Here is a 26,804-nt window from a genome sequence, read left to right on the forward strand (position 1 = left end):
GATTTCTGAGTCAGATGTTTTTGGGGACTTCTATTCAGAGTAACCCTGATTTCGGCAATGTAAAGTAAAGCATCAGAAATGCGTTATGACATCGGCCAGACAATTGAGAGCAGGATGGTGGTCGTCATACTCGTACATCCCATCACAAATAACAGTGGTGTCCAGGATTTGAGGGCTTCAGCCTCGGTCAAACCGCTCATCTTACAGAAAATCCAGAAACCACTGTCATTCATCCAGGAGCCAATCAAGGAACCGGCGCCAATGGCGGTCGCCAGATATACAGGATCAAAACCAAGCGGATTGGAATCCATATTCATCGTACTGAGCATGGCTGACAGCATGGCAGAAGTGGTGATCATCGCGACGGTGCTGGAACCCTGTGCCACTTTCAACAGGGCGGCAATGCCAAAGCCCAGAAACAGAAAGCTCAACCCTGTTCCACCAGAGTCAGTGCTGAACTCCGCCTGGATGGCAGGTCCAATTTTAGCGACCGTGAGCATTTTTCCAAACGCACCGCCGCCCGCGGTAATCAGAATGATCACGCCACCGCTCATTAAAGCCTGTTCCACTGATGCGCTTAATTGAAGAAGTGTCAAACCGCGCTGCCGCAACAGGATGAGTAAGGAGATCGCAGTCGCGAACAGGAGTGCAAAGTTGGCATCGCCGATGATGGAAGTATAGGGACCGATGCTGGTTAAAAACTTCTGAGGCCCGATATTTGCATCGACAAGAGAATTGACAAGGGTATTGGACGTAATCATCAACACCGGCAGTACAATCGGAAGCAGCGAAACAATCAGTGAGGGAAGTTCATGGTCCTCAAGAGGATCGGGATCTTTATGCTCGGCGACGTCCCGCATGGGGATATCCATTAAGTGATTGGCAAACTTCGCATACAGTATGCCGACAAAAGCCGCCGGTAAAGCGACCAGAACGCCGACAAAAATCATTTTCCCCAGGTCAACACCCAGATATTCCGCCATCGCCAGCGGACCTGGTGTCGGCGGAACCAGGGTATGAGTTATCGCGCCACCGGCGGCAATCGCCATGATATACATCAGGTAGTTGCGCTGAGTGCTGCGGTAGAGCGATCGTGCCAAGGGGATCAACAGATAGAAAACTGTATCGAAAAAGACTGGGACAGCGAGGACGAAACCACTTCCCATCAGCGCAAAAGAAGCATTTTTTTCACCGAGCGCACTGAGAAACGTACGCACAATTCTGTCAGCAGCGCCGCTGTCCATCATACATTTCCCGATGATTGCTGCCAGCGCGATCACGATTCCAATCCCGGATACAGAATCACCAAACGCAATGGCGACCCGTTTGATCCGATTGATTCCATCAACTGACTCAGGTCCCAGCAGACTGACGGCCATCGCGGCTGTGATCAGTGCCAGAAACGCATTGATCTTCAGAAAAATAATCATGCCGATGACAATGGCAATCCCGATGCCAAGTATCACAAAAGGATAGTTTTCCAACATAAGCGCTTCTCCGGGAAAATCTTAGGTGAATTTTTTGATTGGGTATGAGCATTACATAGAATTGTCGCTGACGCAACCCATCGCGCCGTAGAAATTGGCGACCGTATTTCTGAAGGAAGTTAAAAAATGCGTTGCTTTCGTTCAATCTGTGTTTGCTGTAGGATAAATTTTATTACTTAACCACAACAGCTATTGAGAAAAGGATCTATGGTTCATGTCTGAATCGCGCCAAATTCTGAGCCCGTGTTTGTTGTTCTGTATCAGTTCCGTTTTTGTCTTTAGCTCCGCCGATGATCTTCTGAGTGCAGAAGTAACGGACACGGCTGCCCGCAAGGCAATGAAGAAAGCGACTGATTATTTTACGAGCCAGGTTTCCACCGAAGGTGGTTATCTCTGGAAGTACAGCCAGGATCTTAAAGATCGGGAAGGGGAAAATCAGGCGCCTGCTTCCCGTGTCTGGGTGCAGCCTCCCGGAACCCCGAGTGTCGGTGAAGCTTATCTCAAAGCCTATCAGAAAACGGGAGAGCCTTCTTTACTGAACGCAGCAAAAGCAGCCGCCTATGCACTGGTAAATGGACAACTGAAATCGGGGGGCTGGAACTATTATATCGATTTTGAAGATCGAAAATCTTATCAGTATCGTGTGAATGGCGGCGGTCCCAAGGCACGTAATACAACTACACTGGATGATAATACCACACAGTCTGCAGTGCAGTTTCTGATTCAAATCGACCAGGAACTGAAATTTCAGGATGAATCAATTCATGAAGCGACGATGTATGCGTTGAACGCGTTATTGAAAGCACAGTATCCCAATGGAGGCTGGCCACAGCGTTTCGACAGTGCGCCCGATCCCAAAGAGTATCCTGTGATCAAAGCGAATTATCCGGAAAGCTGGCCGCGGGAGTTTCCTAAGAAAAAATATCTCAATTACTACACGCTCAACGACAATCTGATTGAAGATCTGGTGGGCGTGATGTTTCTGGCACATCATGTGTACCAGGATGAACGTTATCGAAGGGCCGCTCTGAAAGCGGGTGACTTCATCATTCTGGCACAGATGCCCGTGCCACAACCCGCCTGGGCACAGCAGTATAACAGTCAGATGCAACCTGCCTGGGCCCGGAAGTTCGAACCCCCTTCCGTGACCGGTGGCGAGTCGCAAGGCATCATCAAGACCCTGATGCAGATCTATATCTATTCCGGTGATAAAAAATATCTGAAACCGATTCCACCTGCTCTGGCCTATTTAAAGAAGTCGGAACTTCCCAGCGGAAAGCTGGCTCGATTTTATGAGTTGAAAACCAATCGTCCCCTGTATTTTACGAGAAAGTATCAGTTGACCTATCAGGACAATGATCTGCCTACGCATTACAGCTTCATTATCAACTCCAGTGTCGATTCGCTGGAGAGCCGATATCGCAGGTTGCTGGACGATTCTCCTGAGAAACTGGCTTCCATGAGGTTTCCCACACGCCGGGTTCGCCTGACTCCTTCGTTGACGGCGAAGGCGAAATCTGCCATCGAGTCACTGAACTCACAAGGTGCCTGGATCAAACAAGGTGATCTCAAAGCATCGGGTAAGGAGAATCTGCGCACGATTGACACACGTGTTTTTATTCAGAACCTGACGACTCTGGCCGATTTTGTCGCTGCCAAGCAGAAGGACTGATCAGATCGCATCGTGTAACGGATTAATAACAGATTAATCAGACAGATCAGGCATTGTCTGCAATCGACCGCATGCGTTCCAGTCCGAGCGTGGCGACGCTGAGTGGATCCTGCTGCCAGAGATCGTCGCGGAAGAGTTCCAGTGAAAGCCAGCCATCATAGCCAATCTGTTTCAAGAGCTGGCAGTAGCGCGTCAGGTCGAGGTGACCGTCGCCGGGGAGAACACGGTCCGGGTCCATCTGCTGTTCCCGGGGAACCGTATCGACAGCATCGTTGAAATGGGAAATCGCAATCTGAGTTGGTTTGAGTTTTGCGATTGTTTCCATGGTGCCACCGCCGCGAAAGACATGAAACGGATCAAGGACGAGAGTGGCTTGGGAATGTCCCGATTTTTCGACGACCTGTAGTGCGTCTTCAATTTTAGTAACCGCTTCTACAAATCCCAGAAATTCGACTGCTGGTTTGGCCCCCGCTTTAATGCCTGCTTCGAGCAGTTGTCGATATCGTAATCCACCAAGATCATAGTCAGGGACTTCACGATGCGGGCAGGCGATGACATATTCTGCTCCGAGTTCGGCAGCGATTCTGATGCGTTTCAGGCAGGTCTCAAAGACGGCCGGGTATTCTTCTTCTGAGGCTGACCACCAGTCGCGCAACATGATCATCGTGGGAATGGCCAGGCCGGATTCTTCAATCGCTGCTGAAATCGTTTCCAATGTTCCACCAGTGGCCAGGAATTCTTCGACTTCATCAAACCAGAGTTCGATTCCTTCATAGCCTGCTTCTGCAGTCACGCTGATTTTTTCAAGCAGAGGAGTGGTACGGATTGTGCTGGCATTCAGACTGTAACGGAAAGCGCTCATAGAGCTGATCCTCTGTAAGAAAAACTAGGAAAACGATTCACTATTCGGCACTGAGCTTACGTAAGATAAGATACAGTTGCTGTTTCAGCCATCAGGAACTGTTCTGCTCATTCTGCAATAATTGATCCAATTGATCAACTCAGGCACTCATGGAAAAGGTTCCTCGACTCCAGCCGCATAATCAGTCACAATGGACAGGTCGATCAGCGTTGATTCAAATCAGGTACATGAACTGAACACTGTAGATAATATGAATAGATTTGCTTCCATGTGGGACAGTATCAGAGGAACATTTAATTGCTGGCTGGTTGTATCAGGCTGTCTGCTCACAGCATGCAGTTCTGAAAAAGCGCCTCTGCAAGCTGCTGATGAAAACGTGGTGATTGAAGCAAGTGAACCAGTCAAAGCCGCGGTAAATGATATCAATGATAACTCTGAAACGCGAAAGCCGGTTAAACAAAATTCCACTCAATCGAACAGTCCACCTGTTACTACAGCCAATGCCAGACCCGTTCTTCCGAAACCGGACAAGACCAGATACCGTCCCAGTGATCAGAGACCCGTTCACAATAATCAACGACTGGAGTTGCTGGGGATTCGCTGTTATGAATCTCCGCGGCTCAAACTGTACACGGATATTGACCCCAAGTTTGCGGTCACGCTGCCGGCCGTAATCGATCAGGCGTATGTCGCGCTGGCTGACTATTTTGGTCCGCTGCCTCCCGATCGAGAAGGGACCGAGTTTCAGGTCACCGGTTATATTATGCAGAACCGGGCCCTGTTCAAGGAAGCGGGGGTGATCCTGGATTCACTGCCGACGATTGTGAATGGTCGGCATCAGGGCGCGCAGTTCTGGATGGACGCTCAGACGCAGCCTTATTACCTGAAGCATCTGATGCTGCATGAATACACGCACTGCTACAGCATGATCATGGGGGAGATTGGTGCTCCGGTCTGGTACCTGGAGGGCATCGCGGAATCCATGGCAACGCATACTACGGATTCAAGTGGTAAGATTCAGTTAAACGTGATGCCTCATAATAAAAATGATTTTGGTGGACTGGGACGAATTACACTGATTGAAGAAGCTGTGGAACAGTCACCTCCCAAGCCGCTTCAGGAAGTCATGCAGTTTCGTCCTGCTGATTTTGTAAGTGACAATAAAGCGTATGCCTGGTCCTGGGCTTTATGTCAGTATTTTGACAAGCATCCTGACTATGGGAAACCATTTCGCGAGCTGGCACATCACATGCAGGGCAGAGTGTTTTCGCAAAAAATTCAGGAAATGCTGGGCGATGATTATGCCAAAGTGAATGATGGCTGGATGCTGTTTGCGCGGAACCTGCAACCGGGCTACGATTCCCAAAACGCAGCGGTGACGTTTACTGAAGGCATTTCTCTGCCACCCAATACAAGTGCAACAGCAACAATCAACAGCCAACAGGGCTGGCAGTCGAGTGGTGTTCGTGTGACGCAGGGTGCTGTATATGACGTCACTGCTACCGGTCGTTTTACGCTGGCGCAAGTACCAAAACCGTGGGAGAGTACCGCCGACGGGATCAGTTTTCAGTACTTCAAGGGACAGCCACTGGGGCGATTGATCATGATGATTCAGCCTGATCCAGACATGAAACTGACCCATCCCAATTCGATCATGAAAGAATACCCGATCGGTGCGCAGGCCAGCTGGATGGCTCCCGTGAGCGGGACCGTTTATTTCCGTTTAAACGATGCCTGGAATGCACTGGCAGATAACAGCGGAGAAATCGAAGTCACACTGCTGCAAAAGTCAAATTCGAATGCAGGAAAAGACTCGGAACAGTAAACAGAGTTGTGCGCTGCAGCCAGGACCGATATTCTCAATATCAGCGTGGTCAGCAGCTTGAATCCAAACAGGGGAGCAGCAGCATGTTAAATCAGGAGTGGGAATACAGGGGATTGTCGCATCAGACCTCCCGCAGAATGTTTCTGAAACAGACTTCGGCTGCATTGCTGGCAGGTACACTGTCGCAAACAGAAGTTGTATCTGCTGAGAAATCGGCAGCAGCGAAATCAAAAGCGGGTATCAAAAAAGCGGTGAAGTATCAGATGATTACGGAACCCGTTTCCGTGCTCGATAAATTCAAAATGCTGAAGGATCTGGGCTTTGCTGGGACTGAAATTCATTATCGGACCAAAGTAGATCCCAAAGAAGTAAGGCGTGCCATTGATGCAACGGGAGTGCAGGTCCACGGGTTTCTGAACAGCAGTCGCGATGAGCTGAAAGATTCGATCGATCAGGCAAAATATTACGGAGGCACAAGCGTTCTGGTCGTGGCGGGCCGCGTTGATGACAAGCATCCATATGATGTGGTCTATCAACAGCAGCAGGCCAAGCTGCGAAAGCATTTGCCGTATGCAGAACAGCAGGGTATTAAACTCCTGGTAGAGAATGTCTGGAATAATTTTCTGTTGAGTCCACTGGAGATGGCACGTTTCATTGATGAACTGGAAAGCCCGGCGGCGGGTGTCTATTTCGATGTCGGTAACGTAGTCAGGTTTGGCTGGCCCGAACACTGGATTCGGATTCTGGGCCCGCGTATTGTCAAGCTTGATATTAAGGAATACAGTCGACAGAAACAGAAGGAGGAAGGACTCTGGAAGGGATTTCAGGTTGAAATTACTGAAGGAGACTGCAACTGGGCTGAGGTAGGTAAAGCATTGAATGACATCGGTTACACACAAGGTTGGGCAACTGCGGAAGTCAAGGGCGGAGATCGACAAAGATTGCAGGATATCTCGGAACGCATGGATCGTGCTCTTGATCTTGCCTGAAGGAGAGTTGATAATAAATAAAGGTCTTTAAATAGCCATGTTGGTTAAGGGCCGTCCTCTTTTTATCCTGCCTGCAGTTAGCTCTTCAACAATAAATTGCGTAGTAGATACAGAATCTGAAACTGTCTACCATCTGAATGAAAGGTCTTTTCCATGTCCGAAAATGCATCTGAACAACAGCCGAGCCAGAGCCGTCGTAAATTTATGAAACAGTCTTTGACCACGCTGGCAACAACGGGGCTGGTCGTAAATCCGGCGTTGACTTCTGGTGCTTTTGCTACCAGTTCTGAATTGATCAAAGTCGGACTGGTTGGCTGTGGCGGTCGAGGAACCGGGGCGGCAGCACAGACACTGCGGGCGGATTCCAATGTTGAACTGGTTGCGATGGCGGATGCGTTTGGTGATCATCTTGAAAAAAGTTACCAGAACCTGAAAAAGACGGAAGTTCAAAATCGGGTCAAAGTTGACGCCGATCACAAGTTTGTCGGGTTCGACGCCTTTCAGAAACTGATTGATTCTGGTGTTGACCTCGTGATTTTAGCGACGCCTCCTCATTTCCGACCACAGCAGTTGCAGGCCTGTATCGATGCCGGCAAACATGTGTTCTGCGAAAAGCCGGTTGCCGTCGATGCACCAGGGATTCGCTCCGTACTGAAAACAACTGCCGAAGCCAAAAAGAAAAACCTGACCCTCGTTTCCGGTCTCTGCTGGCGTTATGAGCCTGGTATGCAACAAATGGTCGATAAAATTCATGAAGGGGGAATTGGTGATATCGTGGCCATGCACAGCACCCGCTATCTGGGTGGTGTTGCCAAAATGGTGAAACGCAAACCGGAATGGTCAGACATGGAATACCAGATGCGAAACTGGTATTACTACACCTGGCTGTCGGGCGACTTCAATACCGAGCAGTTCGTGCATGAGCTGGATAAACAGTCGTGGGTGATGGGAGAATATCCTGTCCGCTGCTACAGCACAGGCGGACGTGAGACACGAACCGGTGAAGATTATGGTCAGATCTTTGATCACTTCAGTACTGTGTACGAGTATGCCAATGGTGCGAAATTTGTCGCGTCCACTCGACATCAGCAGGGATGCAGCTCCCTGTTTGTTGATACTGTGTCAGGCACTGAGGGAACAGCCACGCTGATGAAGTACCAGATCGAAGGCAAGAATCCCTGGAAAGGCGCCCGCCGTCGTGCCAACATGCATCAGTTGGAACATGACGCGATGTACAAGGCCCTCAGAAATGGTGAAGTCATCAATAACGGGGATTACATGGCAAACAGTTCCATGATGGGCATTATCGCCCGTATGTCAGCCTATACGGGTAAGACGCTCACCTGGGAACAGGCCATGAATTCCCAGGAAGACCTGTCTCCCGAGAAATATGACATGACCATGTCACTGCCCGAACCCAAAGTGGCGACACCCGGCGTGACTCCCTTTGTATAAAAAGTGTTCGACAATCGAATTTAAATTGACAACCGGAGTGTGGTTTACACTTCGGTTGTTTTTCTATCGTGATATTAAAAGGATGATCTTTCAGTTATCCACAATGAAAATGAAAACCGGAGGAAGTGATGAAGTCGCTCGCGAATTCGCTTTTGCTGCTGGGAGTTCTGATGGGGACCTGCCTGTGTTTTACTGATTCCTCCTGCCGGGGGAGTGAAAAAACAACAGGTTCGAAAATAGAAAAACCGCGTCTGACGCTTTCGCGTGAAAAAAATATGTTATTGATTCACGGCGATCATATTCCAGGGGGAAAGATTCCCATTAATTATCTGGAAGCCTACTGTCGCGCGAATTCGACTGATGCCGACTGGGGAAAGCATACGGTAGTTAAGCATGAAACACAGACTCTCTCCCTGAACGAAGACCAGACCATTCTGAAGCTGAAATGCACGGTTGCCGATGGCGTTACTGTGCAACATACCATCACCGCAAAAGAGGATGAGGTCGACTTTCAACTGGTGGCCCACAACCCGACTGATCGACGCTCCGAAGTTCACTGGGCACAACCCTGTATCCGCGTGGGTGAATTTGCCGGCCTGGGTGCTTCCACGACTGATGATAAATATGCTTATATCAAAAAATCGTTCGTCTTTCTGGATGGCAAGCCAGCGTTCATGCCCACCCGTAACTGGGCGACCAAAGCACGCTATGTTCCCGGACAGGTCTGGTGTCCGGTGAATGTTCCTCGTTCCGATGTGAATCCCCGACCGTTAAGCAGTGAAGTGCCCAGTAACGGCTTGATTGGCTGTTATAGTGGCGATGGTCAGTGGATATTTGCCACCGCGTTTGAACCATACCAGGAATTGTTTCAGGGGGTGATTCGCTGCCTGCATGCCGATTTCCGCTTAGGCGGTCTGAAACCGGGAGAGACAAAAACGATTCGCGGGAAAATCTATATCGTTCCCGCTGATATGGATGCGCTGGTGAAACGTTACGAACGGGATTTTCCAGGGCAGATTCAAAAGAAATGACGAGCGCCGTGTCGGTTAACGGTTTACCGTCGTGATTTCGGTTACCTGCGTTTCCAGCTTAGAAGCATCCGCACCGGTAATCGTGACATTCAATTCGCCATCACCAGAGCCAATTGCTTTGACGAGAATCGTATATCGTAAAAAGGCATCGGCGGGAAGTTCACGAACGGGAGAGACACGCAGGATATCCTGATTCACTTCCGGCCTCAGATTGAGCTTCTGATTTCCCTGGTGCGCTTCGACAGAGACGACACGAAACATACGCGGGATTTTAGCCTGAAGCACGATGTCTCTCGCTGGTTGGAGCCCCCGGTTCTCGATGCTGACTTCGTAAACCGTCTCTTCGCCGCGGGCAATGGGGTCTTTGGTGTCGCGGACCTGCACGTCCAGCACACCTGATGCTGGGGTGACTTTCAGGCAGGCAGAAACCTGTTCGTTGGGTAGTTCCCGGCTGGTGACATTCACGCGCATGCAGGCATGTTCGGCGGCAACTTCGCATTCGAATTCCACCTGTAGTTGTACCCCTTCGCCACTACGAATTGTATCCAGAGACCAGGTCAACTGGTCAGCTTCCCGGGTGGAACCTATGGACGCTTCGCGCGGGATCAATGCGGAATCGTAAGAGATAGCGACCTGGATATTATTCAGATCGACACCTGCCACATTGGAAAGTTTCACGATGTACTCTGCCCGACTGCCGATGCTCCGGGAAGAAGGGCCAATGACAGACAGGTCCAACTGTTTCTTTTCATATTCAACACAGACCGATTTCCAGACCAGTTCATCCCCATCAGCCAAAGCCCGGAAGCGGCAGCAGTGGCTGCCTAGAACATCACTATAAAGCGTCAGTGAGATTTCTTTTGATTCGCCGGGTTGCAATGTTCCCAGACGCTGTCCAATTTTCTTTTCACGGCGACCGGGGAACATCATGGCAGCGTCAAATTCGCATTCCAGCAGAACATTTCTGACGGAGCGATCACTGGTGTTTTTGATGATCAGATAGAATGTGGCACCACTTCCCAGCTGGCGTTTGGGGATCACGTCAACCGTCATCTCCAGCGGTCCTGCTGTCGCAGGGGCAGTCATCATCGGCCCTGTTGGCTGTTTTGGTATGGCTTCCGGCTTTGATCTGCTTTGAAGATCGGGTGCTCTCAACTGGGGGCGAGGCATGACCTGCTCAGGCAGATCGCGCGGTTGAAGAGGCTGATTTCGGTTGAGCGATTCCGGTACCGCAAACAGATCTTCTTCAGGTTGAGGGGGAGTCGGTTGTCTTTGTGGAATCGTCTGTGGACTGGTGCGTGGAATTGATTGTGGATTTACACGTTGCGTTTCACGTGACTGGGGAGCCGTTTGTGGGACAGGGCTGTTCAATGACTGATTCTGGGGATCCAGAGGAGGCGGATCAGTCAGTTTCCAGGAGGAACGTTGACTGGGCGCAAGGGCAGAGCAGGCTGCTGTCGAGAGTGTCAACAGCAGCAGCAATATAGATATGGTTCCTGATAGGGGCCGAATTCTGCTACCCGGCATGGGAAATTCCTGACATTAAAAACAAAACGATACACTGAAAGTTTATCACGAAATCTTGAGTGCAACAGGGAGAGATTTGCAGGAAATTGATAATAGTAATTGCGCGATTCCAGATGGAAATCAAACGATTATCTTTAATGTATTGACCACGGTGGCTCTGTGATTTCTAACAGTGATGATTGCAATCCATTCAACAGAATCATTGCAGAGAGGCTGAAATGGGAAACTGAAGAAAAACAGACTAAAAACCTCGAGATCATCAGTCAGAACAATTAACAAAGCAGAGTCGAGTTTCTAGACTGAACCTGCTTTAAGTGTCGTATGATTGATACCAGCTGTACTGAATTTAATACTGAAAGGCGGGTTCCACTGAGCCTGTTTCGGTAATCAAATCGTGGCAAGGACCCACTTTGAACATCTTTGTGACTGAATATCTCTGTAGTGGTGCCTGTGAACTGACCGAAGCGGAATCCGGCTTACTCACAGAGGGAACTGCGATGCTGGAAGCAATCATTATTGATCTGCTTGCGCTTCCATACATTCGCGTAATGACGGGCCTGAAGCAGACGCTCTCGCTGAACGCTCCGATTTTCAAAGAGGCGATCCGCGGGGAACGGTTACAAATCTTCCGTGTCAATACACCAGAGCAGGAAAGTGAGAGCTTCAAGACAGCCTGTCAAATGGCCGATTGCGCGTTCATCATCGCGCCCGAGTTTGAGGATCTGCTGTCCAGTCGAACGCAGCTGGCTTTGGATAGTGGCGCAGTTGTTGCTGGTTCAGATCTCAATACAATCCAGTTAACAGCCGACAAGTGGCGGTTTTATGAACTGATGCAGGAGAACTCGATTCCCGTGATTCCGACTCAGTTCCTGTCAGGAGAACTTCCTCCATCTGCGGTTTCGTTTCCCTGTCTGATCAAACATCGTTTTGGAGCAGGAGGTCTCGGATTGGAAACGTTCGACAATGAGGTCGCTATACAGAAACACTGGACTCAACTGAAGCCGCCAGAAAGAACATTTCTGTTACAGCCTTTCCTGACAGGCAAGCCACTTTCGACCGTGGCGCTGATCAGAGCAGGACACAGGGAGTTTTTTCCGGTGGGTGAGCAGCAGATCAGTTGGAAGCAGGGTTTTCAGTATCAGGGAGGAACAATTCCTGCGGACGTGAATGAAAGGGTGTCGCAAAGCATTTATGATTTAATGAATCGTGTCTGTGATTTACTGCCGGGACTTGCGGGATATGTGGGCTTTGATATTCTTTTGCCAGATGACGCTCCAAATGAACCCGTGCTGGTGGAAATCAATCCGAGACTGACGACCAGTTACACTGGTTATCGCCGGTTGACACATGATAATCTGGCAGCGCGGCTCATTGATTCAACTACAGATTTTCCTCCCATCAACTGGAATCGGGGAGAAACGGTCCGGTTTCATACTGATGGAAGTTCTGCACTGCTACCACAATCTTAATCGAGAAACTCAACATGTATGTCATTGGCCTGGATATTGGCGGCGCGAACCTCAAGACAGCAGACAGCGATGGTGCTGCCAGATCGATGTCCTTTGAACTCTGGAAAACTCCTGAGTTGTTACAGTCGACATTACAGGGGATGCTGGCTTCCTACCCGAAGCCCGATCTGATTGCGGTCACAATGACGGGGGAGTTGGCAGACTGTTTTCAGACGAAGGCTGACGGGGTCAATCATATTCTGACTGCCGTCGAACAGGCGGTGCCGGGCGTGCCTGTGCTGGTCTGGCAGACCGGTGCAGAATTTCTGACTACAGAGATCGCGCGGGAATTTCCTTTATTGGCTGCTGCTGCCAACTGGCATGCGCTGGCAACCTGGCTGGGGCGGATGATTCCTGATCAGAGTAGCCTCTTGATCGATATCGGCTCAACGACTACAGATCTGATACCGCTTAAGAATGGGTTGCCGGTTACCGAGGGTTTAACGGATGTCGAACGATTACTGTCGGGGGAACTGGTTTATACCGGTGGTCGTCGGACTCCGCTGGCGATGTTGGAGAAAAGTGTACCTTTGCGCGGTCAGAATTGTCCTCTGGCGGCGGAATGTTTTGCGACGACTGCGGATCTTTATCTGATGCTTGGAGAGATCCCCGAATCTCCCGAGGATGTCGATACGGCAGACGGCAGGCCTGCGATGCGGGCGAATGCATTTGCCCGTATTGCCCGTTCTGTCTGTTGTGATACTACGGGACTGAGTGAAGCCGAGGCGGTCGAGATATCCGGATGGCTGGCGGTGCGACAGCAGTCACAGATTACCGAGTCGTTGAATCAGGTCCTGAGGCAAATGGATGACCTTCCCCACACGATCTTGATCAGTGGCAGTTCCGTATTTCTCGCGGAAAAAATAGTTCGTTCTCATCCGCAACTTGCTCAGGCAACGACTACGAATGTCGCTGAGATCTTTGATCGATCCATTTCAGATTCCGCCTGTGCCTATGCCGTTGCGCGACTGGCTGCAGAACGGGTTCGGTTCTCCCCGGATGTCAATCGAAGTCAATGAAAGACATGTCTGTAAGTGTATATGTTACAACATTTTAATAGTTGCAAAATGAGACTGTGTTCAAATGAACTATGCAGAATCGCAGTTGACTTCTTTTCGGATCTTGTGGTATCTTCCCGCGCTTATAACTGTTTAGCAGCAGGCAATTTCAAGACTTAAGAGCTTCCCACTTTTATCTCAGCGTTCCGGTAACATGAACAAGGATGACAGGTTACCAGAATGACGGGGGAATGCGCTAAGTCCTCAAAATATTTTTCCCTCATCCAGCGATGGAGCGCGAAACATGTGTGGAATCGTCGGGTATATCGGTCATCGACAGGCCGGGCCCATTCTGATCAAAGGTTTGCAGAAACTGGAATATCGAGGTTATGACAGCGCCGGTGTCGCTGTTCATGATGGCTCTTCAATCCAGATTCGAAAGAAAAAAGGACGTGTCCTTGAGATGGCGTCCCTCTACAAGTCGAGTCCGGTTTCCGGCACGGTAGGGATCGGACACACCCGCTGGGCGACACATGGAGAAACCAACGATCAGAATTCGCATCCCCATGTGGGGGGAAATGATGATGTTGTCATCGTCCATAATGGAGTGATCGAAAATTATACTTCACTGCGGAAGCAGTTGCAGGGACTGGGGTACGTTTTTCGCACGACGACTGATACCGAGTCTGTGGCGCATCTGCTGTCACATCACCTGGAAGAACAAATCAAATTTGGTTCTGACCCGGAAGAGTTGGCTACCTATCTGAAAGCAGTCGAAATCACCCTGACGAAACTCAAGGGAACCTACGGCCTGGTGGTGATGTTCCGGGACCTCCCGGACACGATCATTGCCGCACGACTGGGGAGCCCGCTGGTGATCGGTGTCGGCAAAGGCGAACATTTTATCGCCAGTGATGCAACCCCCCTGGCCGGTTATACCGACGAAGTGATTTACCTTGCCGATCACGAAATGGCTGTCATCACGCGTGATGAGATTGAAATCTTTCACCGTGATGAAGGCCAGCAGAAGCTTTCAATTCAGACCCTTGATCAGGTGAGCGTTGAAGCAGAGCTGGGTGACTTTGAACATTACATGCTGAAAGAAATATTCGAACAACCGCAGGCACTGGAAAACGCCATGCGTGGTCGCCTGGATGAAGATGAAGCGACCGCCAAATTTGGCGGTTTGAATTTAAGCGCGCAACAGCTGCGAAAAATTGATCGCGTTGTACTGACAGCCTGTGGAACCAGTTGGCATTCCGGCCTGGTGGGTGAATATCTGCTGGAAGAGTTTGCCCGGATTCCAACGGAGGTCGAATATGCGAGCGAATTGCGCTATCGCAACCCTCCGATTTCAAACAGTACGATGATTTTCGCGATTACTCAAAGTGGTGAAACTGCTGACACACTGGCAGCAATGCGCGAATGCAAGCGGAAAGGCCATCCGACACTGGCGATCTGTAATGTGGTCGGTTCAACAATTGCCCGGGAAGCGGATGGCGGAATTTATTTACACGCCGGTCAGGAAGTGGGAGTTGCTTCAACGAAAGCATTCACTTCGCAGGTCATGGTTTTAATTCAGTTAGCATTATTTCTGGGGCGGATGCGACATCTGTCCTATCCAGCCGGCCGCAGAATTATCGATGCCATCCATAAGGTTCCCGACCAGATCCGGAAATGCCTGGAATGCAACGAGCAGGTGAAGGACATTGCATTAAAGTACTGTAACTTCAATAACTTTTTGTATCTGGGACGCCTGTATAATTTTCCTGGTGCGCTGGAAGGGGCATTAAAACTCAAAGAGATCAGTTATATCCACGCAGAGGGATATCCGGCTGCGGAAATGAAGCATGGTCCGATCGCGCTTGTGGATGAAGCTACTCCCAGTGTATTCATTGTACCTCGCGGACAGATTTATCCTAAAGTCATGAGCAATCTGGAAGAGGTCAAAGCACGGAAAGGGCCTGTGATCGCCATCGCCTGTGAAGGGGATAATAAGATTGCTGATATTGCCGACGATGTGATCTATGTACCCGACGTCGACGATTTTCTTCAGCCCCTCGTCACGGCGATTCCGTTACAGCTGCTCTCTTACCATATTGCTGTCCAGCGTGGATGTAATGTCGATCGACCTCGTAATCTGGCAAAAAGCGTAACGGTAGAATAAGTCCGACTTTCAGGAAATCGAGCGCTGTTCAGATTCCTGCACGGCGAGACGCTGCGCGTTGCATTCAGGTGACAGCCCGGGAATCTGTTTGTTTCTTGCATGAAATAAGCAAAAAACAGGTTTTCCTTTGTTGAAAGTGGGAAAAATCAACTTCCCGGATCTGGTTTCGCTTCGTGATCAGCATAGAATAGTAGCTGAGGCAGTCAGAGGGATTGCTTCTGATTGATTTGACGCTTCAAATCATTGCAGGCGGGACTTTACCTCTGTCACATTTGAGTGAATTGGATACGACGCCCCTCAACAGAAATAAAAGATTACATTTCTGTGCTACTGGAACAAAATCAATGAAAGTTATACTGGCAAATCCCCGCGGTTTCTGCGCGGGTGTGAATATGGCAATCGAGTGTCTTGAAGAAGTCATTCGCATCTTTGGCAGCAATGTCTATGTATATCATGAGATCGTACATAATAAGTATGTCGTGAATCGTTTTACGGATCAGGGGGTCACCTTTGTCGATGCAGTGAGTGAAGTACCGGAAAATTCCATTCTGGTTTTCAGTGCACATGGTGTGTCCCCGGTGATTCGAAATGAAGCGCGTGAACGAAAAATTCGTACGATTGATGCAACTTGTCCGCTGGTAACTAAAGTGCATACCGAAGCCATCAAATATGCCGACGCTGGTTATCATATCATTTTGATTGGCCATGAAGGGCACGACGAAGTGATCGGCACGATGGGGGAAGCTCCGGAAAGTATTACGCTGATCGAAACTCCAGAAGAAGTTGCCGCTTTGAATTTTCCTGGAGGGGCGCGACTGGCATACCTGACTCAGACCACTTTAAGTGTGGAAGAAGCCAGCCGCGTAATTCGCAGCCTCAAGGAAAAATACCCTGAGATCGAAAGCCCCCCAAAAGAAGATATCTGTTATGCCACTACAAATCGTCAGGAAGCAGTTTCCGAACTGGTGTCACGCGTGGATCTGGTGCTCGTCCTGGGAAGTCAGAACAGTTCGAACAGCAAACGCCTGATGGAGATTGGGAAGACTGCCGGCAAGCCGGCCTATCTGATTGACGGGGTGGAAGAAGTATTACCGGAATGGTTCGAGCAGACAGAAACAATTCTGATCACAGCAGGCGCCAGTGCCCCCGAAGTCGTTGTGCAGGAACTGATTCAATTTCTGGAAGATCAATATCAGGCAGAAATTGAAAACGCGATTATCCGTAAGGAATCAGTTCGATTCCCCCTCCCCAAAGAATTACGGGCTATTCAGACATAATATCAGATCGTGTGAAATGATTAAAATGCTCGGTCTGGTTTGCTGAGTACCATCTGAGACCTTACTATGGTTATTGTAAACCAAGATCTTTGAGTCGCGAGACCGTAGAGAATCCTGAAAGAATGAAACAGTAACCATGAGTGATAATCCGACGCCAGCTGAAAACAATGATGATTCTCCGGAATTCAACGCGGAACGCCATACGCAGGAAATCAGGCATTCCCAGGTCAGTGCCCGTGTGCCGGAAGGTGTCTCGCGTGGCGTTTTCAGTACGGGAGCTGTAGTACTGCAGGGAGGTCACGAATTTATTCTCGATTTTCTGTTGCGGATTTCCACGCCTCAGCAGGTTGTCGCACGGGTGGTGCTTCCCATGGGAGTCGTTCCCCAGATGATACGTGCACTCCGCGATAATTTGACGAATTACGAGAATCGGTTTGGGACTCCTGTCATTCCTACACCGTTGCCTCCAGCGGTTACTGGTTCCTCTGAATCCATCAATGTCGGAGCAGGTATCGAAACACCTGAAACCGAACAGCCTGCCTCACCGGTTGCTGATTCTGTTTCGGGGGCGGCTGCCGGCGGAGCAGGAGTCGTCGGAGAGACAAGAACTCCGGAGTCTGCCAACCAGGAAACTTCGGAAACCAAAATCAATCCGGTAGAGTCGGCTCAGAAACCACCTTCCGCGGAGGAGTTGTATGACGAGCTGAAGCTACCAGATGAGATGTTGAGCGGCACGTATGCCAATGCCGTTCGAATTGGGCACTCCGCGACGGAATTTTCATTCGATTTCATTACCACGTTCTTTCCCCGTTCCTGTGTTTCTGCCCGCGTGCATATGGCAGCGCCGAATATTCCCCGCCTGCTGGATTCGCTGACGCATTCCTTCGAGCAGTTCCAGCGAAAAGTCGCTCAGCAGCAGAAACGTCAGCCTCCACAGCAGGATGATTAACCAGGCTGACAGGTAACCAGGGTTAGGGACAGGTCGCATCCGATGCGATAAAGTTGCTATTTACTCAGTGTGCTTGAGTTCTTTATCGGTCGCTGTTGGTTCGTCTGCTGATTTGTGCTTGGAGAAAACCAGATACCGGCAGAGCAGAAAATTGAAACCCATGCCGACAAGAATCCCAATAAATGCCGCCAGTAGAATTCGCTTCTCAAAAAACTGGAAGGACTGGCTGAGGGTCATTGTCGTCAGCCAGTTGAAAATGGCTCCTGTCAGACAACTGCCACAATAGGTCAGATACTGTTTGAAGATGGGAGCATGCTTCGCATACGAGAAAGTGATATTCCGGTTGAGCAGGAAGTTGGTGCTCATGGAGGACCAGATCGCCAGAGCCACTGCGACCGGTGAACTAATCCAGTTTGAGAGCAGAGAAAGCATCTGCAGATTAACAAAGACTCCGGTAAGCCCGATCAGCGCGAATTGGATGAAATAGGCATAGTTCTGAAATTTGAAATCGAACAGGCGTTTGAGATGTTTCAGGTAGCGTAGTTGTTCTTTGAAGGAAAGCTTACTGGTTCCTGATACTCGATCTGCAAAATCGATCGGGATTTCGACTACGTTTCGACATCGGCATTTGACGATGAGCTCCAACCCGATTTTATATCCCACCGGATTCAGGATCTGGCGAGCCTTCCGATATGTCTGCCGTTTGATTGCAAAGAAACCGGCCAGCGGGTCACGGGCACTGGTGAAAGGGCGGGAGAGCCAGGTTGCTACTCGGGAATTCCATTTTCTGAACCAGCCCCAGCTTTGGTCGGTAGAGCCTCCTTCGACATAACGGCTGCCAATCACAAAGTCCGCCTGCGGTTGATTGAGGGCTGATACCAGTTCCGGGATATTTTCCGGAGGATGGGAAAGATCTGCATCCATGACCAGAAGAATTTCTCCTGTTGCCGCCTCTAATCCTGCAATCACGGCGGTAGAGAGCCCCCGTTCATCTTTGCGGGTGATCAGACGCAGGGGAAACTTTTCAGCCAGGGTCTGACAAACCTGAATCGTCTCATCCGGGCTGTCGTCATCAACCACAATGATTTCTGCATCCAGACTGGCAGCAGTGAGCGCCTGGTTCACACGCGGGATGAGTACCGTTAGATTTTCTGCTTCGCAGTAAGTAGGAATAATGATTGATAATTGCAGCAATGTTTTTACTTTTCTGGATTGTAGCAGTTATGCGGTTAGTGATAACTGCTGATGTATTTCAGAGAGAGGCAGAGGGGGTACAGGGAGTATCTGATTTTCTGCTGCTACACTTATATAAATCTACCTCATAAGCATGAAATGCAGATGAATACTGCAATCTCATTTCCCCTCGAGATAACCATCTGATCAACCGGATTGATCCTCAGAGTGCAAAGAGAGAACATCATCGGCAGAATCGTTATGCAGCAGCAGTTTTATCTGATAGAGAGATGCTGCTTTTTTGCAACATTTTATTCTTAAGCCGACGTGGTGTCATTTTATGAACTAAATTTAAGCTGAAAACCCTGTCACATCTCCCAGTAACGCTGATGTGATTATGGATGTCTAATTCGGGCAGAACATTCCGGTTTTCAAATCAAAGACACAACTTCAAGGAGTTATGAATAAGATGGCAGCTACTGGTTTTTCACACGCCGATTCCAATATGGCTTTTGATGATCTGAAACGACTGATTCATGGCAAGCTGGTTGAAAAACTGGACCTGTCACGTGTGGGTGATCTGGAAGGTGATTCACTGCGTCGGGAAATCCGACTGGTCATCGAGCATTTATGCGATACGGAAAATCCACTGTTAAACCGTTCTGAAAGAGAGCGGTTGATCGAAGAAATACTGGACGAGACCTTTGGGTTCGGGCCACTCGAATTGCTGCTGAAAGATCAGGATATCGCGGACATCATGATCAACGGTCCCAAGCATGTGTTCGTGGAAAAGAACGGACGGATTGAACGATCTAATGTAGTCTTCCGCGATAATCAGCATTTGCTGCAGATTCTGGACCGGATTGTTTCCAAAGTGGGACGACGTGTGGATGAAACGTCTCCCCTGGTCGACGCCCGTCTGCCTGACGGCTCGCGATTGAATGCCGTCATCCCTCCGCTGGCACTGGATGGTCCCTCGTTAACGATTCGTAAGTTCGGATCGAATCCATTGGGACTGGAAGATCTGCTGCGGTTTGGGGCGTTTACTCCGGAAATAGCCATGTTACTGGAGGGAGCCATTAAAGCACGTATCAATACTATTATCAGTGGTGGTACCGGTTCTGGTAAAACGACGTTGTTAAATACATTATCGGGCTTTATTCAGAGTGACCACCGTGTGATTACAATCGAAGATGCGGCGGAACTTCAATTACAACAGGAACATATTTTACGCCTGGAAACCCGACCTTCCAATATTGAAGGCAAAGGGGCAATTTCCGCAACGGACCTGGTGAAAAACGCATTACGTATGCGACCAGACCGGATCATCATCGGGGAATGTCGTGGCGGCGAATCACTGGACATGTTACAGGCGATGAATACCGGTCATGAAGGTTCATTAACGACGATTCACGCCAACTCACCTCGGGATGCGGTATCCCGTCTGGAAACCATGATTACGATGGGGGGAGTGGAACTGCCTCTGAAAGCGTTGCGGCAACAGTTCGCTTCCGCCGTCGATCTGATTATTCAGGTAAACCGACTGCAGGGGGGGCCTCGAAAGGTAACACACGTGACAGAAGTTCTAAACATGGAACAGGACACCGTGATTATGCAGGATATTTTCCTGTTCATTCAGGATGGCATTGATGCTGATGGCAGAGCATTTGGTCATTTTGAAGCAACTGGAGTACGACCGGCATTCATGGATCGTCTGGAGGCAGCCGGTGTGCGCTTGCCAGGGAACCTGTTTGCCAACCGCGTCTTGCAGGGCTGAGATTAATACTGTTACTAAAAGAAATAAATACACGATTTTCAAACGATAAAGGTAATCCGAGATGGATCAGACACTCATCATCTCTATCGCTGCATTTCTGGGAATGATGGCTTTTGCAGGGGCCGTCATCTTCGTGATCAAGGATTTTTCATCCAGCAAGGCTGAAGATCGTCTGGCCGTCATTACCGGCAAAAAGAAAGCAACGGAAGAGGCGACCTCGTTGCTCAAAGAAGAATTTGTGAAGGGAGGCTTGAATAGCCTGTCTGATCAGGTGGCACACTTTTTTGAGAAGTTTGGTAATATCAAGCTGCTACTGGCGCAGGCTGAGGCGCCCTTCAAAGCAGACACATTTCTGCTGATGACCGCTGTTACCGGTTCTCTGGGTTTTGCTGCCGCCTGGTTTACGAATGCACCTGGCCCCTTTTGCCCGGTGGCTGCGCTGGGAGCGGGGGTATTGCCATTTATGTGGTTGTTGTTCCGCCGCAATCGGCGATTTAAAAAATTTGGTCAACAGCTACCTGATGCGTTGGAACTGGTGGGGCGTGCGTTACGCTCGGGGCATAGTCTTTCCTCGGGGCTCAGTGTTGTGGTTCAGGAAATGCCGGCACCGATTTCAACGGAATTTGCGTTAGCTTACGAAGAACAGAATCTGGGGGTTCCCATTGATCAAGCATTGAAAAGCATGTTAAAGCGGATGCCGAACCTGGATTTGAAGTTTTTCGTGACAGCGGTTGTAATTCAGAGACAGGCCGGTGGTGACCTGGCTGAGATTCTTGACAAAATCGGTTATATCATCAGGCAACGCTTTAAGATTATGGGGCAGGTTCAGGCGTTAACCGGGGAAGGTCGAATCAGTGGAGTCGTGCTGATGGCTTTGCCGATCGCATTGTTCTTTGCTGTTTACTATCTCAATCCCGATTATGTGATGCTTCTGTTCACGGATGAACTGGGCCGAAAAATGATTGCCGGCGGTATCGTACTGCAGGTGTTGGGTGCCTTATGGATTAAGAAGATTGTAAACATCAAAATCTGATCAGGCAGAAATCTGTCGGATTTGAACAGGTGAATTGATATCTGAATTAACGTGACTACTGATTTTATTTGTTGAATGTTGGAGAATTAAACATGGACTTTGTTCAATTAATACCATGGGCCATTTTTGGAATGGTGATTGTGGGTGTGATTGCCCTGATCAACAAACTGAATTCAGATCATTCACGTACCAATGAGCGGCTGGAGGAATTACGAAATCCCCATTTACGAGCTAATCCCGAAGATGCAAATTCGGCCAGTTCGTTATTTGAAAAGGCGGCTCCCGCACTCTCGAAGGCATTAACTCCGAAATCGGAACTGGAAGAAAATCAGTTAAAAGTACGACTGGCAAATGCCGGTTATAATTCGGAAGCCGCGCCTTCCATCTTTCTCTCCTTAAAAGTGGCATTAGGCCTGTTGGGTGTGTTGCTGGGGTCGGGTTACGGATTTTATAACTTTGGGATGACTCAAAATGGCTGGACATCACTGGTCATTGCCGGGGGAATTGGCTTTTATCTCCCTGAAATTGTATTGCGTCTACTGGTCAAGGGACGCGTAGAACGTATTTTTCTGTCACTGCCTGATGCGCTGGACCTGCTGGTCGTATGTGTGGAAGCCGGCCTGGGGCTGGATGCCGCCATGCGACGGGTTTCTGAGGAACTGGAAGAGACCGCGCCTGATGTGTGTAGTGAGTTTGCCTTGTGTAATCTGCAGTTACAGATGGGGCGTCCGCGACGTGAAGTATTGCACGATCTGGGGATCCGCAGTGGTGTTGATGATATGCGGGCATTGGCGGCGATTCTGATTCAGGCCGATAAATTTGGTTCGTCGATTGCCCAGGCTTTACGCGTACAGTCAGACAGCATGCGTGTGAAACGCAGCCAGTTGGCCGAAGAGCAGGCTGCGATGACTGCCGTTAAGATGATCTTCCCACTGGTACTGTTTATTTTTCCCGGTATCTTTGTGGTCCTGGTAGGACCGGCTGCGATTATGATGATCAATGGACTGCTGACAAGTTGATTTCAAACTCCGTTTCTGTTTCCTGAAAACAACAAAAAACGTAAACACCTTTGAACATTCTGTAAGTCAAAGGTGTTTATTTATTTTACACATAATTTAACTTGTCCGGTCTACTACTTATTTTCTGAAAAAATCCCTTACGACTCTATTCCTTTTCGGAACGTGGGTAGCTGGATTATTCAATATTGTTGATTCTCAATTCAACGCCAGACACTGTCAGACACGAATTCCCTGATCTGTCCTTTCTTTGGCACTTCTTTTGCGACAATCATCCCTGAATCGGACATTCGAAAGTGTGCAAGTACGTAGTTAGATGGAACAACTCACTTTCGAATATTCGCTTGATTGCTGTCTTGCAGGAGGAAATGCGGGCATTTTAAAACGCAGGCTCGGGTAAGACAATCCAATCGTTTAGATCAGTTGCATTGAAATCAGGATGCAGATGGTTGTGTGAAAACACCTCATTTGTTAGTGCCTTAGTTTAAGTGTAAATTGATTAACTGCGGATAAAGTCATTCACCCAACTTACACACTAGTTACTAGATTGAATACTTCAGATGCCTGCCCCCCCTTCATGGCTGAAAACAATGGCAAATCAAGTGGCATCACTGATGTATGATGTCGATATGCTTTCACCGATTGGATGTCATTATTTCCACAACAACAGCCGTAACGAGTGGGAAGTGACATTGTTTGCATCCAGTACCGAGATCGTCGGTGGCGAATGGGACGGTGTTCTGGCACCTTCCAAGTTCTGTTTCAATATCCTCAATCTGGGTGAAATATTTGAGGAAGTAGAATCTTTGCACTGGCAGTCTTTACCCGTCGATGATGATGATCAGTTAGGTTGTCATATTTCCATTGAAGGGAAGTATCACGGGGAGCGCGTCTGGGTGCGTGTCCTGGCGGAAGCCCCCGAAGAATTCGAAGCGGGCCGCCGGATGCAGGCCTATGAATTCAATATTAAAGAGATCTGGTAGCCCCGCTCAGCCATTGATTGCTCGGGTTTTCCCGACAGTAAAGCATCCCCCTCCGAATCCAGCCGCTCCGAGCCTGGCCGTTTCTGTTTCCCGTTGTAGACCTGTTCTCCTTTGTTGCTTATGATATCAGTCTTGGAAGCAAGTGTTTCCGAAAGACTCACACTACGGGCAGCAGGGAGGATCAGAGAATGCAACTGGGGTTTGTAACGGCCATATTACCAGATTATGACCTGCGTGGAGTATTTCAGGCGGCTTCAGAGATCGGCTATGATTGTGTCGAAGTCATGTGCTGGCCTGAAGGAAAAGATTCCCGGCGCTATGCCGGGATTACTCACATTTCTGCGGAACAGTTTACCGATTCCGACGTCGCAACCATTTCTCAGCTTTCCGATGAATTCGGAATTGAGATCAGTGCATTGGGTTATTATCCGAATCCACTTTGTCCTGATCCGGAGGAAGCCGGTAAATATGCGGAACATATTCAAAAGGTCATCGCCGCGTCGGGAAAACTGGGTATCAATCGAATGAATACCTTCATCGGGCGGGACTGGAAAAAGTCGGTCGATGAGAACTGGCCTCGTTTTCTACAGACCTGGCCTGAAATTATTCAATACGCTGAACAGCAACAGGTACGCATTGGTATCGAAAACTGCCCGATGTCTTTTAGTCAGGATGAGTGGCCGGGTGGAAAAAATCTGGCTTGCACTCCCGCTATCTGGAAGCGGATGTATGCGGATATACCGAGTGAATATTTTGGTCTGAACTATGATCCTTCCCATCTGGTGTGGATGCAGATGGATTATGTAGCTCCCCTGCGTGATTTTGCTGATCGGATATTCCATGTGCATGCCAAGGATGTGCGTGTCGATCAGCATCGGCTGGACCAGGTGGGAATAATGGCGTATCCCCTGGATTATCATACCCCCAAGTTACCCGGACTGGGACAGGTCGACTGGGGGCATTTTTTTTCACAATTGAATGAGATTGGTTACCAGGGACCGGTTTGCGTTGAAGTTGAAGATCGTGCCTACGAAGGCTCCACCGAATCGTGTCTGGCTGCATTAAGACAGTGTCATACTTACCTGCGAAATTATATTCCCTGTCGAGAGTAAAGCTCATGGAAGATCAGTTTAATAAAATAGCAAAGATGATCGATCACTCCCTGTTAAGTCCCATCTTGACTGTACCGGAGCTGGAAGCGGGCTGCCAACTGGCACTGGCTTATGATGTGGCCAGTGTGTGTATTATGCCATTTTACCTCAAGCGGTGTGCCGAGATTCTGGAACACTCCACAGTTCATCCCAGCACCACTATTGGCTTTCCACATGGAGGGCATACACTGATCATGAAACAGCGGGAAGCAGAACAGGCGATTCTGGATGGTTGTGAAGAACTGGACATGGTCGTCAATCTATCTCGGGTCCTTAGTGGGGACTGGAAGTATGTCGAAAATGAAATCGGAGCGATTACCAGGGTGGCGCACCAGGCAGGCCAGAAAATCAAAGTGATTTTTGAGAACTGTTATCTGACTGATGATCAGAAGATTGAGCTATGTTATATCTGTGCGGGATTGGGAGTGGATTGGGTGAAGACCTCGACCGGATATGGCACTGGAGGCGCAACATTAGATGATTTGAAGTTGATGCGGGCCCACAGTCCGGACCGGGTTCAGATCAAAGCGGCAGGGGGAATCCGTACGCTGGATCAGCTCCTCGAGGTTCGTGATCTGGGAGTAAGCCGCGTCGGTGCCAGTGCAACACGCATCATTCTGGATACCTGTCGGACCCGGTTGAAGCTCCCCGCAGTTTCATTATAAGTTCTATGAAAATGAAACAATGAGGCTGAATTTACTGCAGATCTCTCTGGGCCTGTTTTTCCAGTTCCGCTTCTGCGGCAGGATCAATCTGCTGAGATTCATCAAACTCTCCCTCAACCATAGGAGCTTCTTCACCACAGCCGGTTGAGAGGACGGATAGAAATGTGATCAACAGAGCGGTGTAGATCAATTTGAGCATGGGATTTCAACTTCCAGTAATAAACGGTCTCTAAGAATCGCTCAGCATGCAATATTACTGAGTGGTGGTATTCGCAGCGGGATTGTGGAGCAAAACTCTCGTCACCTGACAGAGCCATCAGGTGACGAGATTATGAACTCAGGTCAATGCCATGACGAGAGGCTTACCATTCACCAAGAACATTCCCATCGGCAGGGTGTCCCAGATCTTGCCAGATCGAGAGATCGATGTTCTCTGAACCAAAACGGACTGATCCATCAGCCAGCAGAACATGGACTCCACCCACGTGCTTACTGCGGGCCGCCAGGAGTGCCGCCGTTGTGCTGGACCCCGCTCCACAGTCTGGAAATTTATCGTTGGGGGGGTAGACCGTCCCATAATAATGGGATTCGTAAATTTGAGCGTAGAACCAGGAATAGCCCTGCTGTGCGCCCCCCGTGTAAGAAGGAAATCCACTGGCGACGCGACAACTGGCAGGGCAGACGCCACTTGCCGGCTGATCGCTACAGAATGGCGCACTCGCGTAAGTTTCTGAAACCATCATGGTATTCGTGGTACCGTCTTCAATATCACGAATTCGGACATTGCTGTTTTGAGCAAAAATGGAACCTGCAATATTTGAAGTTGATGAGGCACCCGTACCGCGACAGGCCATGTAATTTGTTGGACCGTAAGTAGAGGATGGCTGGCGCGAAGAATCACTGGGGCAACGGACGACCGTCAGTTTTTCCCTGCGGATACTGTTGTTGGGAGCAGCACTCACGCCACTTTCCATCTCCCAGTTGATCTTATTGTAAACCACAGACTGATCCAGGAAGGGAAGTATCCGCGGGATCCAGCCCAGCATGCTGGTGGTCCATGATTGAACGCCGGAACCATAGGTTCGTCTGACGTCCCCCGGGGGGAATGTATTAAAGTTATCATGGTAGTTATGCAACGCGAGCCCAATCTGCTTGAGATTGTTTTTACATTGCGAACGACGGGCAGCTTCACGGGCCTGTTGAACGGCTGGCAATAATAATGCAATGAGGATCGCGATGATGGCAATCACGACCAGCAG

At 49.3% G+C, this 26,804-nt stretch carries 22 protein-coding genes; 16 read left to right on the forward strand and 6 right to left on the reverse strand.

Annotated elements, in window-relative coordinates:
• Positions 1-83: 83 nt before the first annotated feature.
• On the reverse strand, positions 84-1,487 hold the full coding sequence (locus tag ACN0YH_RS20540) for a GntP family permease (RefSeq protein ID WP_417381460.1): 1,404 nt from the start codon (positions 1,485-1,487) through the stop codon (positions 84-86).
• Positions 1,488-1,701: 214 nt separating this feature from the next.
• Here ACN0YH_RS20540 and ACN0YH_RS20545 point away from each other — a divergent pair, with 214 nt between their 5' ends.
• Complete coding sequence (locus tag ACN0YH_RS20545) at positions 1,702-3,159, forward strand: pectate lyase (RefSeq protein WP_417381461.1); 1,458 nt, start codon at positions 1,702-1,704, stop codon at positions 3,157-3,159.
• A 46-nt stretch (positions 3,160-3,205) separates the two neighbouring features.
• On the opposite strand, the gene ACN0YH_RS20550 is transcribed toward ACN0YH_RS20545, so the two are convergent.
• Positions 3,206-4,021: a sugar phosphate isomerase/epimerase family protein gene (locus ACN0YH_RS20550; protein WP_417381462.1), complete on the reverse strand. Its 816-nt coding sequence runs from the start codon at positions 4,019-4,021 to the stop codon at positions 3,206-3,208.
• Positions 4,022-4,271: 250 nt separating this feature from the next.
• On the opposite strand from ACN0YH_RS20550, the gene ACN0YH_RS20555 reads away from it, so the two are divergent.
• The 4 genes from ACN0YH_RS20555 (at position 4,272) to ACN0YH_RS20570 (ending at position 9,321) form a co-directional block, all read left to right on the forward strand.
• The gene (locus tag ACN0YH_RS20555) at positions 4,272-5,846 is read left to right on the forward strand and encodes a hypothetical protein (RefSeq protein ID WP_417381463.1); all 1,575 of its coding nucleotides are present in this window, start codon (positions 4,272-4,274) and stop codon (positions 5,844-5,846) included.
• 83 nt (positions 5,847-5,929) lie between these two features.
• Positions 5,930-6,835 (forward strand): sugar phosphate isomerase/epimerase family protein, encoded by a 906-nt coding sequence (locus tag ACN0YH_RS20560; protein WP_417381464.1) that lies wholly within the window; start codon positions 5,930-5,932, stop codon positions 6,833-6,835.
• A 153-nt stretch (positions 6,836-6,988) separates the two neighbouring features.
• Positions 6,989-8,290 (forward strand): Gfo/Idh/MocA family protein, encoded by a 1,302-nt coding sequence (locus ACN0YH_RS20565; RefSeq protein WP_417381465.1) that lies wholly within the window; start codon positions 6,989-6,991, stop codon positions 8,288-8,290.
• A 128-nt stretch (positions 8,291-8,418) separates the two neighbouring features.
• Positions 8,419-9,321, forward strand: coding sequence for a hypothetical protein (locus ACN0YH_RS20570; RefSeq protein ID WP_417381466.1), 903 nt, complete (start codon positions 8,419-8,421; stop codon positions 9,319-9,321).
• 15 nt (positions 9,322-9,336) lie between these two features.
• On the opposite strand, the gene ACN0YH_RS20575 is transcribed toward ACN0YH_RS20570, so the two are convergent.
• Positions 9,337-10,803: a hypothetical protein gene (locus ACN0YH_RS20575; protein WP_417381467.1), complete on the reverse strand. Its 1,467-nt coding sequence runs from the start codon at positions 10,801-10,803 to the stop codon at positions 9,337-9,339.
• Positions 10,804-11,258: 455 nt separating this feature from the next.
• Here ACN0YH_RS20575 and ACN0YH_RS20580 point away from each other — a divergent pair, with 455 nt between their 5' ends.
• The 5 genes from ACN0YH_RS20580 (at position 11,259) to ACN0YH_RS20600 (ending at position 17,747) form a co-directional block, all read left to right on the forward strand.
• Positions 11,259-12,317, forward strand: a complete 1,059-nt coding sequence (locus ACN0YH_RS20580; RefSeq protein ID WP_417381468.1) for an ATP-grasp domain-containing protein — start codon at positions 11,259-11,261, stop codon at positions 12,315-12,317.
• A gap of 14 nt (positions 12,318-12,331) precedes the next feature.
• On the forward strand, positions 12,332-13,375 hold the full coding sequence (locus ACN0YH_RS20585; RefSeq protein ID WP_417381469.1) for a hydantoinase/oxoprolinase family protein: 1,044 nt from the start codon (positions 12,332-12,334) through the stop codon (positions 13,373-13,375).
• A 283-nt stretch (positions 13,376-13,658) separates the two neighbouring features.
• A complete protein-coding gene (gene glmS, locus ACN0YH_RS20590) occupies positions 13,659-15,521 on the forward strand; it encodes a glutamine--fructose-6-phosphate transaminase (isomerizing) (RefSeq protein ID WP_417381470.1) in 1,863 nt (620 codons plus the stop codon).
• 344 nt (positions 15,522-15,865) lie between these two features.
• Positions 15,866-16,798: a 4-hydroxy-3-methylbut-2-enyl diphosphate reductase gene (gene ispH / locus ACN0YH_RS20595; protein ID WP_417381471.1), complete on the forward strand. Its 933-nt coding sequence runs from the start codon at positions 15,866-15,868 to the stop codon at positions 16,796-16,798.
• A 136-nt stretch (positions 16,799-16,934) separates the two neighbouring features.
• Positions 16,935-17,747 (forward strand): DUF3467 domain-containing protein, encoded by an 813-nt coding sequence (locus ACN0YH_RS20600; protein WP_417381472.1) that lies wholly within the window; start codon positions 16,935-16,937, stop codon positions 17,745-17,747.
• A gap of 60 nt (positions 17,748-17,807) precedes the next feature.
• On the opposite strand, the gene ACN0YH_RS20605 is transcribed toward ACN0YH_RS20600, so the two are convergent.
• Entirely contained in the window at positions 17,808-18,941 is a 1,134-nt protein-coding gene (locus ACN0YH_RS20605; RefSeq protein ID WP_417381473.1) for a glycosyltransferase, read from the reverse strand.
• Between the two features lie 439 nt (positions 18,942-19,380).
• On the opposite strand from ACN0YH_RS20605, the gene ACN0YH_RS20610 reads away from it, so the two are divergent.
• The 6 genes from ACN0YH_RS20610 to deoC all read left to right on the forward strand — a co-directional run bounded on the left by ACN0YH_RS20610 (position 19,381) and on the right by deoC (position 25,545).
• Positions 19,381-20,697, forward strand: a complete 1,317-nt coding sequence (locus ACN0YH_RS20610; RefSeq protein WP_417381474.1) for a CpaF family protein — start codon at positions 19,381-19,383, stop codon at positions 20,695-20,697.
• A 61-nt stretch (positions 20,698-20,758) separates the two neighbouring features.
• Positions 20,759-21,730 (forward strand): type II secretion system F family protein, encoded by a 972-nt coding sequence (locus ACN0YH_RS20615; RefSeq protein ID WP_417381475.1) that lies wholly within the window; start codon positions 20,759-20,761, stop codon positions 21,728-21,730.
• A gap of 92 nt (positions 21,731-21,822) precedes the next feature.
• On the forward strand, positions 21,823-22,749 hold the full coding sequence (locus ACN0YH_RS20620) for a type II secretion system F family protein (protein WP_417381476.1): 927 nt from the start codon (positions 21,823-21,825) through the stop codon (positions 22,747-22,749).
• 587 nt (positions 22,750-23,336) lie between these two features.
• A complete protein-coding gene (locus tag ACN0YH_RS20625; RefSeq protein WP_417381477.1) occupies positions 23,337-23,729 on the forward strand; it encodes a hypothetical protein in 393 nt (130 codons plus the stop codon).
• 188 nt (positions 23,730-23,917) lie between these two features.
• Positions 23,918-24,841, forward strand: a complete 924-nt coding sequence (locus ACN0YH_RS20630; RefSeq protein WP_417381478.1) for a sugar phosphate isomerase/epimerase family protein — start codon at positions 23,918-23,920, stop codon at positions 24,839-24,841.
• Positions 24,842-24,846: 5 nt separating this feature from the next.
• Entirely contained in the window at positions 24,847-25,545 is a 699-nt protein-coding gene (gene deoC / locus ACN0YH_RS20635) for a deoxyribose-phosphate aldolase (protein WP_417381479.1), read from the forward strand.
• Positions 25,546-25,576: 31 nt separating this feature from the next.
• Here the strand turns inward: deoC and ACN0YH_RS20640 are convergent, their stop codons facing one another.
• Positions 25,577-25,744: a hypothetical protein gene (locus tag ACN0YH_RS20640; RefSeq protein WP_417381480.1), complete on the reverse strand. Its 168-nt coding sequence runs from the start codon at positions 25,742-25,744 to the stop codon at positions 25,577-25,579.
• 163 nt (positions 25,745-25,907) lie between these two features.
• On the reverse strand, positions 25,908-26,804 hold an 897-nt coding region (locus ACN0YH_RS20645), incomplete at its 5' end, for a DUF1559 domain-containing protein (RefSeq protein ID WP_417381481.1).

This window comes from Gimesia sp. (assembly GCF_048262075.1).
Lineage (GTDB): Bacteria > Planctomycetota > Planctomycetia > Planctomycetales > Planctomycetaceae > Gimesia.

Excerpts from the sequence above, each read along its gene's own strand:
- glmS (WP_417381470.1), top strand. The coding sequence starts at position 13,659 with ATGTGTGGAATCGTCGGGTATATCGGTCATCGACAGGCCGGGCCCATT.
- ACN0YH_RS20585 (WP_417381469.1), top strand. The coding sequence starts at position 12,332 with ATGTATGTCATTGGCCTGGATATTGGCGGCGCGAACCTCAAGACAGCA.
- ACN0YH_RS20565 (WP_417381465.1), top strand. The coding sequence starts at position 6,989 with ATGTCCGAAAATGCATCTGAACAACAGCCGAGCCAGAGCCGTCGTAAA.
- ACN0YH_RS20615 (WP_417381475.1), top strand. The coding sequence starts at position 20,759 with ATGGATCAGACACTCATCATCTCTATCGCTGCATTTCTGGGAATGATG.
- deoC (WP_417381479.1), top strand. The coding sequence starts at position 24,847 with ATGGAAGATCAGTTTAATAAAATAGCAAAGATGATCGATCACTCCCTG.
- ACN0YH_RS20560 (WP_417381464.1), top strand. The coding sequence starts at position 5,930 with ATGTTAAATCAGGAGTGGGAATACAGGGGATTGTCGCATCAGACCTCC.
- ACN0YH_RS20570 (WP_417381466.1), top strand. The coding sequence starts at position 8,419 with ATGAAGTCGCTCGCGAATTCGCTTTTGCTGCTGGGAGTTCTGATGGGG.
- ACN0YH_RS20555 (WP_417381463.1), top strand. The coding sequence starts at position 4,272 with ATGAATAGATTTGCTTCCATGTGGGACAGTATCAGAGGAACATTTAAT.
- ACN0YH_RS20545 (WP_417381461.1), top strand. The coding sequence starts at position 1,702 with ATGTCTGAATCGCGCCAAATTCTGAGCCCGTGTTTGTTGTTCTGTATC.
- ACN0YH_RS20630 (WP_417381478.1), top strand. The coding sequence starts at position 23,918 with ATGCAACTGGGGTTTGTAACGGCCATATTACCAGATTATGACCTGCGT.
- ACN0YH_RS20550 (WP_417381462.1), bottom strand. The coding sequence starts at position 4,021 with ATGAGCGCTTTCCGTTACAGTCTGAATGCCAGCACAATCCGTACCACT.
- ACN0YH_RS20600 (WP_417381472.1), top strand. The coding sequence starts at position 16,935 with ATGAGTGATAATCCGACGCCAGCTGAAAACAATGATGATTCTCCGGAA.
- ispH (WP_417381471.1), top strand. The coding sequence starts at position 15,866 with ATGAAAGTTATACTGGCAAATCCCCGCGGTTTCTGCGCGGGTGTGAAT.
- ACN0YH_RS20625 (WP_417381477.1), top strand. The coding sequence starts at position 23,337 with ATGGCAAATCAAGTGGCATCACTGATGTATGATGTCGATATGCTTTCA.
- ACN0YH_RS20640 (WP_417381480.1), bottom strand. The coding sequence starts at position 25,744 with ATGCTCAAATTGATCTACACCGCTCTGTTGATCACATTTCTATCCGTC.
- ACN0YH_RS20620 (WP_417381476.1), top strand. The coding sequence starts at position 21,823 with ATGGACTTTGTTCAATTAATACCATGGGCCATTTTTGGAATGGTGATT.
- ACN0YH_RS20540 (WP_417381460.1), bottom strand. The coding sequence starts at position 1,487 with ATGTTGGAAAACTATCCTTTTGTGATACTTGGCATCGGGATTGCCATT.
- ACN0YH_RS20610 (WP_417381474.1), top strand. The coding sequence starts at position 19,381 with ATGAATAAGATGGCAGCTACTGGTTTTTCACACGCCGATTCCAATATG.